The organism is Alcanivorax xiamenensis (assembly GCF_009846745.1).
Classification (GTDB): Bacteria; Pseudomonadota; Gammaproteobacteria; order Pseudomonadales; family Alcanivoracaceae; genus Alloalcanivorax; species Alloalcanivorax xiamenensis.
Genome location: NZ_AQPF01000001.1, coordinates 258402 through 274951 on the forward strand (window position 1 = coordinate 258402; position 16550 = coordinate 274951).

Below are 16550 nucleotides of genomic sequence, written 5' to 3' on the forward strand. Positions count from 1 at the left end.
CTTGTTATCCATATAGCAGGTGAGGCAGCCAGGTCGCCAGTTGAGGGAATAGCGCCAGGATACCGAGCATAATGATTTGGATGAAGACAAAGGGTACCACGCCCCGGTAAATATGGGTGGTACGGACTTCCGGCGGTGCCACTCCTCGCAGATAGAACAAGGCTATGCCGAAGGGCGGCGTCAGGAAGGAGGTTTGCAGGTTGAGGGCGATCATCACCCCCAGCCAGATCGGGTCCAGGCCCATGCCCAGCAGAATCGGCCCGACGATCGGCACCACCACGAAGGTGATCTCGATGAAGTCGAGGATGAAGCCGAGCAGGAAGATGATCACCATCACCATCAGGGTGGCGCCGAGAACACCGCCGGGCAGGGCATCGAACAGATGCTGCACCGCCTCTTCCCCGCCGAAGGCGCGGAACACCATGGTGAACAGGCTGGCGCCGATCATGATCATGAACACCATGGAGGTGAGCCGGGCGGCGCCGTGCACGGTCTCGCGCAAAATGGTGAAATTAAGATGACGGTTGGCGGCGGCCAGGATCAGGGTGCCGAAAGCGCCGACACCGGCTGCCTCGGTGGGCGTGGCCAGTCCGGCCAGGATCGAGCCCAATACGGCGAGAATCAGCAGCAGAGGCGGAATCAGGCCACCCAGCGCCGCCATCAGGCCGGTACGCTCATTGCCGTCGCCATCGTCGCGCTCCAGCGCCGGCACCTGCTCCGGCCGCAACAGGCTCACCGCCGTCATATAGATCAGGTAGAGCACGACCAGCACCAGCCCCGGAATCAGGGCACCGACGAACAGGTCGCCCACCGACACCGTTTCCAGGGCCCAGGCGCCCTGACGCAGTTGCGCCTCCTGGTAGGCGGTGGAAAGCACGTCGCCGAGCAGCACCAGGGCAATGGACGGGGGAATGATCTGGCCCAGGGTCCCGGTGGCGCAAATCAGGCCGGTGGCCAGGGAGGGCTGGTAGCCCCGGCGCAGCATGGTGGGCAACGTCAGCAGGCCCATGGTGACCACGGTGGCGCCGACGATGCCGGTGCTGGCGGCGAGCAAGGCCCCCACCAGAATGATGGAGAAACCCAGGCCGCCCGGCAGCCGCCCGAACAGCAGCCCCATGCTGGCCAGCAGCTTCTCCGCCACCCGCGACTTCTCCAGCATCACGCCCATGAACACGAATAACGGGACGGCGATCAGGGTGGTATTACTGATGATGCCGAACAGTCGGCCGGGCAGGAAGGTCAGGTCGTTTATCGAAACCATGCTGGTGGCCAGGCCGCCGACGGCGAACAACAGGGCGACACCGCCGAGACAGAAGGCCACCGGGTAGCCGCTGAGCAGTACCAGGCCCACGGCCAGGAACATGGAAAGCGGCAGAATCATGTCCATGGATGGGTCTCCTGGTCTTCGCGGTCCACGGGTTGAGGGGCTCCGGCCAGGGTCATGGCATGGCGCAACAGATCCGCCAGCGCCTGGATTCCCAGCAGTACGGGCATCACCAGCAGCAGACTCTTGAGTATGAAGACCAGGGGAAGGCCGCCATTGTCCGATTTCTCCAGCCCCGCCCAGCTGTGCACCACATAGTCCAGGCTCAGCGTGAAAATCGCCACGCAGATGGGCAGCAGCAGAAACAGCGTGCCCAGCAGGTTCACCAACGCTTGCCGGCGCGGACCCCAGTGCTGATAGAGCACGTCCACCCGCACATGCTCGTCCTGGGCCAGAGTGTAACCGGCGCAGAGCATGAAGACGGCGCCATGCAAATAAGTGATGCTTTCCTGCAGAGCGATGTTGCCGATGCCGAGTCCGTAGCGCATTACCACCACCAGCACCATCAGGAATACCATAAGCAGGACGCACCAGGAGACGGCTCTGCCGACGACGCAGGTCAGGTGGTGCAGGGCCCGCTGGAAATGGGCCAGTCTCGGGGAATGGAGGACGGTCACGTTGTTATGTCACTGATCAAGAATTCGGCGGCGATTATACGGATCAGGCCGCCCGGGGTCAGCCAACAATGGACATTTGGTGGCCAATTCCGGCCCGGCGGCCTGCCGGGTATGGCATTAGAGGGTAGTGCAACCGTCACCCGGATGTAATCTTGTTGTCATATACGGAATCTAGCATGCCCCCTGCCTGAAAGAACAAACCGGGGTGGATCAACGCCGGTGCCATGAAACCAGGAGGCTTACTGTGAACGTTAAACTGAAAGCGTCGATTGTTGGGGCCGCCGCTGCTCTGGCTCTCGCCACCGCGCCGGCGACCGCTATCGCCCGCGACACCATCTCCATCGTGGGTTCCTCAACTGTATACCCGTTCGCTACCACCGTTGCCGAGCGTTTCGGCCGTGGCGGCAACCCCACGCCCAAGATCGAGTCCACCGGCTCCGGCGGCGGTCTGAAGCTGTTCTGCCAAGGCGTTGGCACGGATACTCCGGATATCACCAACGCGTCCCGCCGCATGAAGAAGTCCGAGTTCGAACAGTGCCAGAGCAACGGCATCAAGGACATCACCGAAGTGGTTATCGGCTATGACGGTATCGTTATGGCCAACTCCGCCAAAGCCACCCATATCGACCTGACCCTGCGCGACATCTTCCTGGCACTGGCCAAGGAAGTGCCGGATCCCAAGGGTGGCGAGAAGCTGGTGCCGAACCCCTACAAAACCTGGAAGGAAGTGAACTCCTCCCTGCCGGACACCAAGATTGAAGTGCTGGGTCCGCCGCCGACTTCCGGTACCCGTGATGCCTTCAACGAACTGGCTATCGAAGGCGGTTGTAAAACTTTCGACTGGCTGAAGGCCATCAAGGACGAAGACAAAAACAAGTACAAGGCGATCTGCCGCAGCATCCGTGAAGACGGTGCCTATGTGGAAGCCGGCGAAAACGACAACCTGATCGTGCAAAAGCTGGTATCCAACCCGAATGCCCTTGGCGTATTCGGTTACTCCTTCCTGGATCAGAACCGCGGTAAGGTGCAGGGTGCCAAGATCAACGGCGTGGCTCCGGCCATGGAAGTGATCGCCAGCGGCGAGTACCCGGTATCCCGGTCCCTGTACTTCTACGTGAAGAAAGCGCACGTGGGCGTGGTTCCCGGTATCGAGGGCTACATCAAGGAATTCACCAGCGAGCGTGCCTGGGGGCCGGAAGGTTACCTGGTGGACAAAGGCATGATTCCGCTGCCGGATGACAAGCGCGCCGAAATGGCCAAACAGGCCCAGGGCCTGGCCAGCATGACCGGTAGCGAGCTGTAATTCAGGGAGTGCGGATCGCAAGGATGCGTCATCTCGAGCCCGGTGGTCTTGGCCATCGGGCTTTTTCGCCCTCTGGGCAGAAGGCGGTTTGTTGGCCAAAACCCGCGGGTTTTGGCGAGCAAACAATGATCTCGGAGTAGCTGAGCATGCAAACAGGCAATCTGTTGCTGTTGCTGATCGTGATGGTGGCACTGGCCTACTACCTGGGCCATCAGCGGTCACTGGCTTTGGCACGGCCGTTGGGGGGCATCCGTCACCTCCACTCCCTGCCGTTCTATTACGCCATGCGCGCGGCCCTGTGGTGCGCTCTGCCAGCGCTGCTGATATTGGGGGGCTGGCTGGCGTTCGACGATACCATTATCCGCCAGACGGTGATGCAGGGGCTTCCCGAGGCGCTTCGGCCGGACAGTGACGGCGCCCGGGGTCTGTTGCTCAGTCAGATCCAGAACGTCGCCAGCGGCGCGCTGTCCCCCGAGTCGGTGGACCCGGCCATCGCCGCCGCCGCCGAGCGTCTCAACAACCTGCGAACCACCAGTGCCATGGCGTTGACCGTGGTGGTGATCGCGGTGGGGCTGGTCGGCGCCGCCTGGGGCTGGGTGAAAATCGCGCCGCAACTGCGGGCCCGGCAGCAGGTTGAATCGATCCTGCGCGTGATCTTCATGTTGTGTGCCACGGTGGCGATTCTGACTACCGTGGGCATCCTGATGTCCGTGTTGTTCGAGTCGATCCGCTTTTTCCAGAAAGTGTCTCCGGCGGAGTTCCTGTTCGGGCTGCAATGGAGCCCGCAAACCGCATTGCGGGCCGATCAGGTGGCGTCCTCCGGTGCCTTCGGGGCGATTCCGCTGTTCGTCGGCACCCTTTTGATTTCCACCATCGCGTTATTGGTGGCGGTGCCGATCGGATTGATGTCGGCGATCTACCTCGCCGAGTACGCCCCGCCCAAGGTACGTTCGGTGGCCAAACCCATGCTGGAGATTCTCGCTGGTGTGCCGACGGTGGTGTACGGCTTCTTCGCCGCTCTCACGGTGGCGCCCTTTATTCGTGGCGTCGGTGAGAGTATCGGGCTCGACGTGGCCTCGGAATCGGCGCTGGCGGCGGGGCTGGTGATGGGGGTGATGATCATCCCGTTCGTATCCTCCCTGTCCGACGATGTGATCACCGCGGTACCCCAGGTGATGCGTGACGGCTCTCTGGGGCTGGGGGCCACCCGCTCCGAAACCATCCGTAAAGTGGTGTTCCCGGCGGCGCTGCCGGGGATCATGGGCGGCATTCTGCTGGCGGCGTCCCGCGCCATCGGTGAGACCATGATCGTGGTGATGGCCGCTGGTCTGGCCGCCAACCTGACCGCCAACCCGCTGGACGCGGTGACCACCGTCACGGTGCAAATCGTCACCCTGCTCACCGGAGACCAGGAGTTCGACAGCGCCAAGACCCTGGCCGCCTTCGCGTTGGGTCTGATGCTGTTCCTGACCACGTTGTGTCTGAACATTCTGGCGCTGCATATCGTCAAGAAATACCGCGAGCAATACGAATGATCGGGCCCAGGGCACCGCAGTGGAGAATCATCGCATGAGTAAAACCACCGAGCAGGTACGCAAATCCCTGGCCCGCCGATACCGCGCCGAGCGCCGCTTCCGGGCCTACGGGATTATTTCCATCGCCATCGGTCTGGCGGCGTTGGCGATTTTGTTCACCGATATCATCGGCAAGGGGCACAGTGCGTTCTTCGAGCACTACGTCAAGCTGGATATCACCTTCAACGAGCAAACGCTGGACATCGAAAACGCCGGTGATCCGGAGCAACTGAACTACGGCAACTATGACGGCATCGTCCGGGAGGCCCTCAAGGCGCGTTTCCCGGGGGTGACCGAACGTCTCCAGGTACGGGAGCTGAGCGCGTTGATGAGCATCGGCGCCGGCTATGAGTTGCGCGATCTGCTGAGGGAGAACCCTGAGTGGTTGGGTACCACCCAGACCTTGTGGCTGCTGGCGGACGATGACGTGGACCTGTTCCTCAAGGCCGGTGAGAAGGGCCGCGAGGACAGCCGCATGAGCGCGGAGCAGAAAGCCTGGATCACGGAACTGGAAGCGGCCGGCGATACCGAACGTCGCTTCAACGCCTCGTTCTTCTCCAGCGGGGACTCCCGTGAACCGGAGCTGGCGGGGATCTGGAGCGCGGTGGTGGGTTCCTTCTTCACCATGCTGGTGACCCTGTGTCTGTCGTTCCCCATCGGTGTGGCCGCGGCGATCTATCTGGAGGAGTTCGCGCCGAGAAACCGCTTCACCGATTTTATCGAGGTGAACATCAACAACCTGGCGGCGGTGCCCTCGATCATCTTTGGTCTGCTCGGTCTGGCGATCTTCATCAACCTGTTCGGCGTGCCGCGTTCGGTGCCGGTGCTGGGCGGTCTGGTGCTGACGCTGATGACACTGCCGACCATCATCATCACCAGCCGGGCCTCGATCAAAACGGTGCCGCCGTCGATTCGCGAAGCGGCCATGGGGCTGGGGGCCTCGCGCATGCAGGTGGTGTTGCATCACGTGCTGCCGCTGGCCCTGCCCGGCATGCTCACCGGCGCCATTATCGGCATGGCCCAGGCGCTGGGTGAAACCGCGCCGCTGCTGTTGATCGGCATGGTCGCCTTTATCGTCGACATTCCCACCGGCCCGCTGGATGCGTCCACGGTATTGCCGGTGCAGATTTACCTTTGGGCGGACAGCCCCGAGCAGTCCTTCGTGGCCATGACCTCCGCGGCCATCATGGTGTTGCTCGCCTTCCTGATCGCCATGAACACCTTGGCGGTTGTACTGCGTAAACGTCTCGAGCGTCGCTGGTAAGCGCCTCGCTAGCAGAGGAGATGACCGATGGACACCGCTGAGAAACTGGACAAGAACGCTTCCGGTCGGAATCATGCCGAGGAGCCGATGATCGACCTGGAAGAGCAGCCCATGCAGGAAACCCGATACCCGGAACACACCGTAGGCACGCCGTTCGTGGACGACCCGAAAATGCGTTTGCGCGACGTCGACGTGTTCTATGGCGACAACCAGGCGATCCACAAGGTCAGCCTGGACATTGGCAAGAATGAAGTGGTGGCCCTGATCGGTCCGTCCGGTTGTGGCAAATCGACTTTTCTGCGCAGCCTCAACCGTATGAACGACACCATCGATATCTGTCGTGTGACCGGTGAGCTGTTTCTGGAAGACCAGGATCTCTATGATCCGAAAATGGATGTGGTGGAGCTGCGTGCCCGGGTGGGCATGGTGTTCCAGAAGCCCAACCCATTCCCCAAATCCATCTATGACAACGTGGCCTATGGGCCGCGTCTGCATGGTCTGGCCAACAAAAAATACGAGCTCGATGAGATCGTGGAAACCAGTCTGCGCAAGGCCGGCCTGTGGGACGAGGTAAAGGATCGCCTGCACGCGCCGGGCACCGGTCTTTCCGGTGGACAGCAGCAGCGGTTGTGTATCGCCCGCACCATCGCGGTCAGCCCGGAAGTGGTGTTGATGGACGAGCCGTGTTCCGCGCTGGATCCGATCGCCACGGCCAAGATCGAGGAACTGATCGACGAACTGACCGAGTCCTACACCATCGCCATCGTCACCCACTCCATGCAACAGGCGGCGCGGGTGTCCAATCGGACAGCGTATTTCCATCTGGGTCGTCTGATCGAGGTGAATGACACCGAGACCGTGTTCACCAAGCCGGAACACGAGCTTACCGAAGCCTACATCACCGGTCGGTTCGGCTGACGCCCGGACGTTGAGGAGAGTGCCCCATGGATCGCACCTATTTTGGTCAACACAGCTCATCGCAGTTCAACGAGGCGTTGGAATCCATCCGTAACCATTTGATGGAAATGGGTGGTCTGGTGGAGAAGCAGGTCGTGGATGCGCTGGACGCGCTGCTGCGCGCCGACTCCGACCTGGCGGAAAAAGTCATGCAGGCGGAGGACAAAGTCGACAAGCTGGAAATCCAGATCGACGAAGAGTGTGCCCGGGTCCTGGCCCTGCGCCAGCCGGCCGCGTCCGATCTGCGCCTGATCATCGCGGTGACCAAGGCGGTGTCCGATCTCGAGCGGATCGGCGACGAGTCCGCCAAGATCGCCGCCATGGCGCTGCAATTGTCCGAGGAAGGCGAATCGCCGCGCGGCTATGTGGAAGTGCGTCATATCGGTAACCATGTGCGCAACATGCTGCGCGATACCCTGGATGCCTTCGCCCGCTTCGATGCCGACAAGGCTCTGGACGTGGCGGCGGAGGACAACGAGGTGGACCTGGAATACCGCTCGGCCATGCGTTCCCTGGTGACCTTCATGATGGAAGATCCGCGTGCCATTTCCCGCGTGCTCAACATCATCTGGTCGCTGCGGGCGCTGGAGCGCATCGGCGACCATGCCCGCAATATCGCCGAGCAGGTGATCTTCCTGGTGAAGGGCAAGGACGTCCGCCACATCTCCATGGACGAGATGGAAGAGAAGGTCAAAGGCTAAGACGCTGTCACGCAACACGCTTGCACGCGAATGAGGGGGGCGACCTTGCGGTCGCTGCTGATGTTGACCCTGGAGGAGGTTGACAGACGGTGGGGCGTGGCAACGCTATTATTTGCGTGTTGCGTGTTGCGTGTTGCGTGTTGCGTGTTGCGTGTTGCGTGTTGCGTGTTGCGTGTTTAATATATCCGTTATTCCGGATATACGGATTAAGCTATGAACCTGACCGTCACGCAACTATGTAAATGCCTTGCCGATGAGAACCGCCTGCGGCTCATGGCCCTGATGGAAAAGGAGCGGGAAATCTGCGTCTGCGATCTGGTTGCAGCCCTGGACTCGCCCCAATCCACGGTGTCCCGTCATCTGGCACAGCTGCGCCAGTGTGAACTGGTGGTGGCGCGCCGTGAGGGCACCTGGATGCACTACCGGCTCAATCCGGCGCTGCCGGAATGGGCGATCGCCACCCTCGACACCCTGTTGCCGCCCGCCCGGGAGCAACTGGGGATTACCCCCATCGACACGGCATGCTGCTAACCCTTAATTCTGGAGCGCGATCATGGCCATCCCTCTGAAGTTGCTGTTCCTGTGTACTGGCAATTCCTGCCGCTCGATCATCGCCGAAGCCCTGGCGAACCAGCTGGGCGAGGGGCGGATTCGTGCCGCCAGCGCTGGCAGCCGGCCCAGCGGCCAGGTGCATCCCCGTGCCCTGGCGGTGCTGGAACGTCATGGCATCCCGGTGGGCGAGCCCTCCTCCAAATCCATGGACGACTTGGAAGGCGAGCATTTCGACGCCATCGTGACGGTCTGCGACGCCGCCGCTGGCGAGTCGTGCCCGGTCTGGCTGGCGGATACCGCCAAATCCCACTGGGGGATTCCCGATCCGGCCACGGCGCAGGGCGATGACGCTGCCATCGACGCCGTATTCGAGGCCACCTACGAGCGGCTGCGGGGCCGCATCGAGGACCTGGTGGCGCTGGATCTCGAGAATCTGAACGCCCTGGGATTGACCGCGTCCTTGCAGAAAATTCATCGCTCCCACGGTGAACACTGATCATGCTGCTGGCGGTACTGATCTTCATCGCCACCCTGACGCTGGTGATCTGGCAACCCCGGGGGCTGGGTATCGGTTGGAGCGCCGGCGCGGGGGCCCTGGTGGCCCTGCTCACCGGTGTCATTCATCTCGATGACATTCCCGTGGTCTGGGACATCGTCTGGAACGCCACCTTCGCGTTCATCGCCATCATCATCATCAGCCTGATCCTGGACGAAGCCGGGTTCTTCGAATGGGCGGCGCTGCATGTGGCCCGCTGGGGCGGTGGCCATGGTGGCCGGCTGCTGGCGGCGGTGGTGTTGCTCGGTGCCCTGGTGGCGGCGGTGTTCGCCAACGACGGGGCGGCGCTGATTCTGACCCCCATTGTTTTTGAAATGCTGCTGGCGCTGGGATTCGGACCCGCCGCCACCCTGGCGTTCATCATGGCGGCGGGTTTTATCGCCGACACCGCCAGCCTGCCTCTGGTGGTCTCGAATCTGGTCAACATCGTCTCCGTGGACTTCTTCGATATCGGCTTCGGCGAATACGCCACGGTGATGGCGGTGGTGAATCTGGTGTCGGTTTCGGCGTCCCTGTTGGTGCTGTGGTTGTTCTTTCGCCGCGATGTGCCCGCAGGGTATGAGATAGCCAAGCTGCGCCAGCCTCGCGAAGCGATCAAGGACCCCAGAACCTTCCGGGCCGGTTGGTGGGTGCTGGTGCTATTGCTTGGCGGCTTCTTTTTCGCCGAGCCCATGGGAGTGCCGGTGAGCTTGATCGCGGGTATCGGCGCCTTGGTGCTGTTCCTGATTGCCCGTCATGGTCATCACATTTCCACCATGAAAGTACTGCGCGGCGCGCCCTGGAATATCGTGGTGTTCTCTTTGGGCATGTACCTGGTGGTCTACGGCTTGCGTAACGCCGGCCTCACCGATGCCGTCGCCGGGGTGTTGAACCAACTGGCACGGCAGGAGTTGTGGGTCGCCACGCTGGGCACCGGCTATATCGCCGCCGGGCTGTCCTCGATCATGAATAACATGCCCACGGTGCTGGTGGTGGCGTTGTCCATTGACGATAGCCAGGCCGGTGGCCTGGTACGCGAAGCGATGATTTACGCCAACGTCATCGGCAGCGATCTGGGGCCGAAAATAACGCCCATCGGCAGCCTGGCGACGTTGCTGTGGCTGCATGTTCTGGCCCGTAAGGGCATGAAAATCGGTTGGGGTTACTACTGCCGCGTGGGCATTGTCCTGACCCTGCCGGTGTTGACCATCACGCTGCTGGCTCTGGCCGGTTGGTTGGCGGTGCTGTCATAAGCGAGAAATGAAACATGAATGATTTGCCCAATGTGAAAGCGGACCTGTTCCGCATGCCGGACCGGCGGCAACTGGGCGCGGCCAGCACCCATCCGCCGCGCGTGTTGCTGCTGTACGGCTCCCTGCGGGAGCGTTCCTTCAGTCGTCTGGCGGTGGAAGAAGCCGCGCGTCTGCTTGAAGCCATGGGCGCGCAAACCCGCATCTTCGACCCCCGTGGCTTGCCGCTGCCCGATGCGGAACCGGCGGATCACCCCAAGGTGGCGGAGTTGCGCGATCTGGCCCAGTGGTCGGAAGGTATGGTGTGGTGCTCGCCGGAGCGCCACGGCGCCATGACCGGTATCATGAAGGCGCAGATCGACTGGATTCCGCTGGCCCTCGGCGGTGTACGTCCGACCCAGGGCAAGACCCTGGCGGTGATGCAGGTCTGCGGCGGTTCTCAGTCTTTCAATGCGGTGAACCAGTTGCGGGTGCTGGGGCGTTGGATGCGCATGGTGACGATCCCGAATCAGTCCTCGGTGCCGAAGGCCTTTCTCGAGTTCGACGATAATGATCGCATGAAACCGTCATCGTTCTATGACCGCATCGTCGACGTGATGGAAGAGCTGATGAAATTCACCCTGCTGGTGCGTGATCGCGGCGACTACCTCACCGACCGCTATTCCGAGCGCAAGGAAAGTGCCACCGAGGTGTCGGCGCGGGTGAATCAGAGAGCCATGTAGCGTCGACACAGCAATTCAGAGTTGGCTACAAGGCCACTGTGGGAAGCTTGCTTGCAAGCGAATGGCCAACGGCCCGGGGGCATTCGCGGCCAAGGCCGCTTCCCACAGGGGGCGAAAGGATCAGAACTCGGCGCGGCGTCGAACCGTCAGCGCCACCATGATCAGCATCCAACCGTTCAACAGCAATTCGATGGCGATGAACAGACCGATCACCCAAGCGCTGGATTCCGGCCATTCGGAGAAAATCATCCCGGCCAGCACCAGGCCCAGAACACCGGTCAGTGCCGGCAGCCAGGGCGAGATCGCAGCGCTCATCTGCCAGGCCAGCAGCAGACGCAGAATGCCGGTCAGAGCCAGGGCGATGGCGATCAGCAGCGTCAGGGCGCCGGCGGCGGCTTGCGGCTGCGACACCACGTACAGGCCCAGTAGGGTATAGAGCAGGCCGATGGCGAGAAACAACAGACTGCGCGGCAGGCCTGATGCGCGGAACGCCTGAACGATCTGCAGCACGCCGCCGAAGATCAGGATCGCCCCGAACCACAACACGCCAACCAAAGTGAACAACCCGACGGCGCCCAGGCCGAGAGTGCCCAGAATCACGAAAGCAATACCGAGGATCAGCAGCTCTTTCCAATGACGGGCCAGTTGCGCGAGCAGCGCGGAGGCGGGATCGGATGTCATGAGGCAGGTCTCCTAGCCAGGCCAGCGTTGGATGGCAAATCCGCAAGGCCCGCTCCGCGCGGGCCTGTTATCGATGGTAGCCGCTCTTCGGCATGACGCCTAGGGATACCATTGCGGCCGCTGGATCTCCACGTTGCGGCTGTCATCGCCGATCCACAGCTGCCCGTCCTGGATCATGGCCTGCAGGCGCATGCTTCGTTGCGCCAGTCCGGCCAGGGTGGTTTCGCTGTCAGTGGCGACATGACGAACGATGAGGTTATCGAAGCGGCGTACCTTGTTGGCCATGCTTTCCCACCACACTTGCGGCGCGCGCGGACCATAGCAATAGACCAGCACTTGCTCAGCCAGGCCGCAGGCCTTGCGCAGCCGTTTTTCGTCCGGCATGCCCAGCTCGATCCACAGCGCCAGGGTGCCGTCCGGGCTGCGCTGCCAAAGATCCGGCTCTTCGGTACTGGAGATGCCGCGGGTGAAAGCCAGATCCTCGTCGGCGTGCAGGGCGAACGCCATCAGCCTCAGCATCATGCGCGACTCGGTTTCCGAAGGGTGCAGCGCCAGCGTCAGGTCATGGGTGGCGTAATAGTCGCGATCCATATCGGAGACGGTGAGTTCGACTTTGTAGATGGTGGCTTTCAGTGCCATGACGACTCCAGCAAGGGGTTACACCAGTGCCCAGATTCCGAAAACGATGAACAGCGCCGCACTGATGCGGTGGGCCCAGCGTTCCAGGCGTTCGCCGGCCAGGCGGTGGGCGACCCAGATCACCGGCAGGTTGGCGGCGATCATACCGGCAGTGCTGCCCAACAGCACGGGCCAGAATTCCTGAAAGCGCACCGCCAGGGCCACCGTGGCCAGCTGCGTCTTGTCGCCGATCTCGGCGATGAAGAACAACACCAGAGCGGTGAGGAAGGGGCCGAATCGGGGATCCGCTTTGACCTCCTCGTCTTTGTCCGGGATCAGCATCCACAGACCAAGGCCAATAAAACCAGCGCCGAGAATCCAGCGCAGCCATTGTTCCGGAATGTGCGTGCTGAGCCAGTCACCGAACCACACCGACAGTCCGTGATTGATCAGCGTGGCGATGACGACGCCGGCGAGGATCGGCCAGGGTTTGCGAAAGCGGCAAACCAGCGCCAGGGACAACAGCTGCGTCTTGTCGCCGATTTCTCCCAGGGTAACCAGCACAGCGGAGGACAGAAAGGCTTCCATCAGCGCGTCTCCCCGGTGGACAAGGCAAGGCGGATGGCGTGGACCTGCCTGTTCTCAAGGCGCGCACGGCCTCGGGAAACTGGGTGGGTCATGGGTAGGACTCCGGGGGCGGGATGACAAACACGAGAGACACTGTCCACTCATCCCGCCCCGCGGTCTGTCAGCAGACAATGTCTCAGGTCTCGTCAATCCGAGGACACGGCCACCATGCGCATTGAGGCGCAACTGTGTTGATGACCGTCAAGGGCGGGGGGCCCAAGCGACTACTCCCCCAAGACGGCGCTAACCATAGCCGTCTTGGGGGAAGCTGGCAACACTATGACGGGTCAGAACAGCCAGCCGCCGATCAGCCGGTCCGGTGCCAGGGCGCCCAGGCCCGCTCCGACCAGACCCAGGTAAGCGCCCACGGTGAAGCGTTTGTGCCGCTCAATCCGTCGTTGGCGGGCGGCGATCAGTGATAACGCCAGACAGATCAGAATCCAGACCGACAACAAGTGGACCGGACCGAAGGTCCCCAGTATGGGCAGAAAGCTGTGGATGCCGAAGGACGACAAGGCCGTGACCGCCATGGCCAGTATCCAGATCCGGCCAAGCAGCCGGTGTTGGCCGCCTCCCTTTTGTGCCGCCAACTGTACCGCGCCAAAAAGCAGGGCGATTAACGCCGCGACCCAATGGACAGTGATCATGGTGCCCCTCCGGGCAAAAGTATATGCTGTGAACATTAGTTTGAAAGGCAAAGTTCACAGTGTCAACATTGGGTGTGAAAAAATGGAGAGAGGGAGTGCTTACCACCACGGAAACCTGCGTGAAACGTTAATTGAGGAAGGGATCGCGTTGCTGGCGGAGAGTGCTGGCGGTGATATCAGTCTGCGCCAGTTGGCGCGCCGGGTCGGCGTTACCGCCAATGCCACCTACCGTCATTTCGCCAATAAGAACGCGCTGCTGGCGGCGTTGGCGGCGGAGGGGTTCCGGCGTTTGCAGGAGGGGCAGGGGGAGGCCGTGCGCCTTGCCGATCCAGGGCAGGGACTGCGGGAAGCGGGACTGGCCTATCTCCGTTTCGCCTGGCGGCACCCGGCGCTGTTCCGCCTGATGTTCGGCCCCACGCTCAGCCATCAGGGGGATGAAGAGCTGACACGGGTGGCCGCGGCTTCCTTCCGGGCGCTGCGTTCCGCCGTGGCGGTGGCGCGGGGCGTGGACGAGGAGGCCGCTGGCGTGGAAGGCGCCACACTGAGAACCTGGGGCCTGGTACATGGACTGAGCCATCTGATGCTGGACGGCCAGTTCGGGTGGCGGGCCGAGTCGCCGCTGGCGGTGGCGGAACAGGCACTGACGGATGCGGTGGATGGACCACTATAATGGCGGCCCGCCAGGCCCTAACCGGAGACCCCGATGAGCGACGATCGTTTTCTTGATATCGAAACCAAACTGGCCTACCAGGAGGATCTGGTGAATGAGTTGAACCGCATTGTCAGCGGTCAGCAGCGTTCCCTGGATGAGCTGGAAAAGGTGTGCCAGCGTCTGGTGGAGCGGGTGGTGGAACTGAACGAGGAGCTCACCGCCCTGCGCATCCAGGACGCGCCGCCGCCGCATTATTGAGGTGATAAGGCATTCGCTGCCAAGGCAGCTTCCCACAGCGGCTTCGTAGCTCCCGTTGTGGGAAGCTGCCTTGGCAGCGAACGGTTTCAACTTGGGCGCTATTGCGCCAACGCGGTGGGTTTGCTCACCAGCCGCTCCTGCGGGAAATGGCAGGTAAAGACGCTGCCCTTGCCCAGTTCGCTGCGAATCTCCAGCCTTGCCCCATGACGGATTAGCACATGCTTGACGATGGCCAGCCCCAGGCCGGTACCGCCGGTCTGTGTCACCCGGCTGTTGTCGGGCCGGTAGAAGCGCTCGGTCAGGCGCGGAATGTGTTTCGGGTCGATACCGATGCCGTCGTCGGAGACGGAAAAATGGGCGCCTTTGTCGTCCTGCCACCAGCGGATCAGGATATGGCCGCCTTCCGGCGTGTACTTCACCGCGTTGGTGATCAGATTGCCGAAGGCGCTTTCCAGTTCCGCCGGGTTGGCCACCAGCCGGGCGGTCTCCGGTACTTCCAGAACAATCTCATGATGCTTGTCCGGCGCCAGTGCCAGGGCGCTCTCGCGCATGCGCTTGAGCATGCCATGCACGGTTACCGCCTGGTGAGTATTGTCGGTATTGGTGCTTTCCAGCCGCGACAGCAGCAGCAAGTCATGCACCAGGGCTTCCATGCGTTGGGACTGGTTGGCCATTTGTGACAGCGCCCGGCGTAACCGGGTTTGTTCTTCCGGCACGGTGTCCTGCAGTGTTTCCAGATAGCCCTTGAGTACGGTCAGCGGCGTTTTCAGCTCATGGCTGACGTTGGCGACGAAATCCTTTCGCATCTCTTCCAGGTGATGCAACCGGGTGACATCGCGGGCCAGGATCAACTGATCACCGACGCCGAACTCGGTGATACGGAATTGCAGGATACGGTTGTCGTCCACCGGCCCGGGGATTTCCAGCGGTTCACGAAAATCGCCCCGGGACAGGTATTCGGTGAAGCGGGGGTGGCGGATCAGGTTGGTGAGCGGCTGGCCGAGATCCTTTTCCTCGTTCAGGCCCATCAGCCGGTGCGCGGCGTGATTCCAGTATTCCAGGTAACCATGGCTGTCGATCAGCACCACCGCGTCTTCCAGCGCATTCACCGATTGCTGGGCGCGAAGAATGATGCCCTGCAGGTTCTCCTGCGCGCGCCTCTCCTGCTGAAACAGGTGTTCCAGCCGGGTATAGAACTCGCCCCACAGCCCGACGCTGTCCGGCGGTTCGGTATGCTCTTCGCGGATCAGCCAGGTGTAGAGGGCAAACAGCTGGCGGGTGCTCCAGATGATGTAGCCGAGCAGGCCCACCACCAGGGGCCAGACGTTCTGTACCGCCAAGGCCGCCACCAGCGACAGCGCGATCAGAACAATGATGCGGTTTACTTCCTTGGCCAGACTGCTTTTCATTGGCCGTTGCTTCCTCTCTGGGCCGTGGCGGAGGGAGAGGCCCGTTCCAGCCGGCGCGATCCGTGCCAGGGCCGTATCAGGACACCTGGGCGGATTTTACCGAAAAGCGATAACCAGTGCCCCGCACGGTCTGAATGAAACCATCAAAGCCATGGGGTGCCAAGGCTTTGCGCAGCCGGCGAATGTGCACATCAATGGTACGGTCCTCCACGTACACATTGGCGCCCCAGACCTGATCCAGCAACTGGGTTCGGGAATAGGCCCGTTCCTGATGGCTCATGAAGAACTCAAGCAGGCGGTATTCGGTGGGGCCCATGTCCACGGGGGTGCCGTGGGCGCTGATGCGATGGCTGACCGGATCCAGACACAGGCCCTGGACGTCGATTTCCTTCTCACCGGCGGCGGCGGAGGAGCGGCGCAGTACCGCCCGGATACGCGCGATCAGTTCGCGGGTGGAGAAGGGCTTGGTGACGTAATCGTCGGCGCCCACGTCCAGTCCCTGGATCTTGTTATCTTCCTCACTTTTGGCGGTGAGCATGATGATTGGCACTTCGCTGGTGTTGTCGTCCCGTTTCAGGCGACGAGCCAGTTCGATACCGCTTATCGAGGGCAGCATCCAGTCCAGCAAGACCAGGTCCGGCCGTTCGTCAACGATGCGTTCGTGGGCCTGCTGGGCGCTTTCGGCTTCGAGCACGTCGAAATCGGCCAGTTCGAGAGCCACGGACACCATCTCCCGGATGGCCGGCTCGTCATCGACAATGAGGATGCGATTTTTTGACATAGTTCGGTCTTCCGCTTTCCCGCCCGGATGTGGGGAGCCTCATTAGATGGCTTTTTTATGACATCTTGATGACAGATT

The 16550-nt window shown here is 61.9% G+C and carries 19 protein-coding genes; 11 read left to right on the plus strand and 8 right to left on the minus strand.

Translation table 11 applies throughout. The features are described 5' to 3' along the window. Window positions 1-4: 4 nt before the first annotated feature. Window positions 5-1387, minus strand: a complete 1383-nt coding sequence (locus A6D6_RS01140; protein WP_159659687.1) for a TRAP transporter large permease — start codon at window positions 1385-1387, stop codon at window positions 5-7. Next, the gene (locus tag A6D6_RS01145; RefSeq protein ID WP_133491079.1) at window positions 1378-1842 is read right to left on the minus strand and encodes a TRAP transporter small permease subunit; all 465 of its coding nucleotides are present in this window, start codon (window positions 1840-1842) and stop codon (window positions 1378-1380) included. Before A6D6_RS01145 ends, A6D6_RS01140 begins: the two co-directional genes overlap by 10 nt. Before the next feature lie 343 nt (window positions 1843-2185). Here A6D6_RS01145 and A6D6_RS01150 point away from each other — a divergent pair, with 343 nt between their 5' ends. From A6D6_RS01150 to arsH, 9 genes are all read left to right on the plus strand, one after another. After that, on the plus strand, window positions 2186-3244 hold the full coding sequence (locus A6D6_RS01150) for a PstS family phosphate ABC transporter substrate-binding protein (RefSeq protein ID WP_201303671.1): 1059 nt from the start codon (window positions 2186-2188) through the stop codon (window positions 3242-3244). 146 nt (window positions 3245-3390) lie between these two features. After that, on the plus strand, window positions 3391-4779 hold the full coding sequence (gene pstC / locus A6D6_RS01155; protein ID WP_133491078.1) for a phosphate ABC transporter permease subunit PstC: 1389 nt from the start codon (window positions 3391-3393) through the stop codon (window positions 4777-4779). Window positions 4780-4813: 34 nt separating this feature from the next. Further along, window positions 4814-6082, plus strand: coding sequence for a phosphate ABC transporter permease PstA (gene pstA, locus A6D6_RS01160; protein WP_159659688.1), 1269 nt, complete (start codon window positions 4814-4816; stop codon window positions 6080-6082). 27 nt (window positions 6083-6109) lie between these two features. After that, a complete protein-coding gene (gene pstB / locus A6D6_RS01165; RefSeq protein WP_097058889.1) occupies window positions 6110-7000 on the plus strand; it encodes a phosphate ABC transporter ATP-binding protein PstB in 891 nt (296 codons plus the stop codon). Between the two features lie 26 nt (window positions 7001-7026). Beyond that, window positions 7027-7740: a phosphate signaling complex protein PhoU gene (phoU, locus tag A6D6_RS01170; protein WP_022997310.1), complete on the plus strand. Its 714-nt coding sequence runs from the start codon at window positions 7027-7029 to the stop codon at window positions 7738-7740. A gap of 213 nt (window positions 7741-7953) precedes the next feature. Next, window positions 7954-8271, plus strand: coding sequence for an ArsR/SmtB family transcription factor (locus A6D6_RS01175; RefSeq protein ID WP_159659689.1), 318 nt, complete (start codon window positions 7954-7956; stop codon window positions 8269-8271). Window positions 8272-8293: 22 nt separating this feature from the next. After that, on the plus strand, window positions 8294-8788 hold the full coding sequence (locus tag A6D6_RS01180) for an arsenate reductase ArsC (RefSeq protein ID WP_159659690.1): 495 nt from the start codon (window positions 8294-8296) through the stop codon (window positions 8786-8788). A 2-nt stretch (window positions 8789-8790) separates the two neighbouring features. Beyond that, window positions 8791-10080: an arsenic transporter gene (locus A6D6_RS01185; protein WP_159659691.1), complete on the plus strand. Its 1290-nt coding sequence runs from the start codon at window positions 8791-8793 to the stop codon at window positions 10078-10080. A 14-nt stretch (window positions 10081-10094) separates the two neighbouring features. After that, the gene (arsH, locus tag A6D6_RS01190; RefSeq protein WP_133491073.1) at window positions 10095-10799 is read left to right on the plus strand and encodes an arsenical resistance protein ArsH; all 705 of its coding nucleotides are present in this window, start codon (window positions 10095-10097) and stop codon (window positions 10797-10799) included. Window positions 10800-10919: 120 nt separating this feature from the next. On the opposite strand, the gene A6D6_RS01195 is transcribed toward arsH, so the two are convergent. The 4 genes from A6D6_RS01195 to A6D6_RS01210 form a co-directional block, all read right to left on the minus strand. After that, window positions 10920-11480 (minus strand): HdeD family acid-resistance protein, encoded by a 561-nt coding sequence (locus tag A6D6_RS01195; protein ID WP_159659692.1) that lies wholly within the window; start codon window positions 11478-11480, stop codon window positions 10920-10922. Between the two features lie 99 nt (window positions 11481-11579). Then, the gene (locus A6D6_RS01200) at window positions 11580-12119 is read right to left on the minus strand and encodes a YaeQ family protein (RefSeq protein ID WP_159659693.1); all 540 of its coding nucleotides are present in this window, start codon (window positions 12117-12119) and stop codon (window positions 11580-11582) included. A gap of 18 nt (window positions 12120-12137) precedes the next feature. Beyond that, complete coding sequence (locus A6D6_RS01205; RefSeq protein WP_133491070.1) at window positions 12138-12686, minus strand: TMEM165/GDT1 family protein; 549 nt, start codon at window positions 12684-12686, stop codon at window positions 12138-12140. 326 nt (window positions 12687-13012) lie between these two features. Then, window positions 13013-13372 (minus strand): DUF2306 domain-containing protein, encoded by a 360-nt coding sequence (locus A6D6_RS01210; RefSeq protein ID WP_133491069.1) that lies wholly within the window; start codon window positions 13370-13372, stop codon window positions 13013-13015. Window positions 13373-13454: 82 nt separating this feature from the next. Here A6D6_RS01210 and A6D6_RS01215 point away from each other — a divergent pair, with 82 nt between their 5' ends. Together A6D6_RS01215 and A6D6_RS01220 are read left to right on the plus strand one after the other, a co-directional pair. Beyond that, window positions 13455-14042, plus strand: coding sequence for a TetR/AcrR family transcriptional regulator (locus A6D6_RS01215; RefSeq protein WP_236563934.1), 588 nt, complete (start codon window positions 13455-13457; stop codon window positions 14040-14042). Window positions 14043-14075: 33 nt separating this feature from the next. Continuing rightward, entirely contained in the window at window positions 14076-14282 is a 207-nt protein-coding gene (locus A6D6_RS01220) for a SlyX family protein (RefSeq protein WP_133491068.1), read from the plus strand. 98 nt (window positions 14283-14380) lie between these two features. On the opposite strand, the gene phoR is transcribed toward A6D6_RS01220, so the two are convergent. Then, window positions 14381-15691, minus strand: coding sequence for a phosphate regulon sensor histidine kinase PhoR (gene phoR / locus A6D6_RS01225; RefSeq protein WP_133491067.1), 1311 nt, complete (start codon window positions 15689-15691; stop codon window positions 14381-14383). Window positions 15692-15767: 76 nt separating this feature from the next. Then, entirely contained in the window at window positions 15768-16472 is a 705-nt protein-coding gene (phoB, locus tag A6D6_RS01230) for a phosphate regulon transcriptional regulator PhoB (protein ID WP_133491066.1), read from the minus strand. Window positions 16473-16550 lie beyond the last annotated feature (78 nt).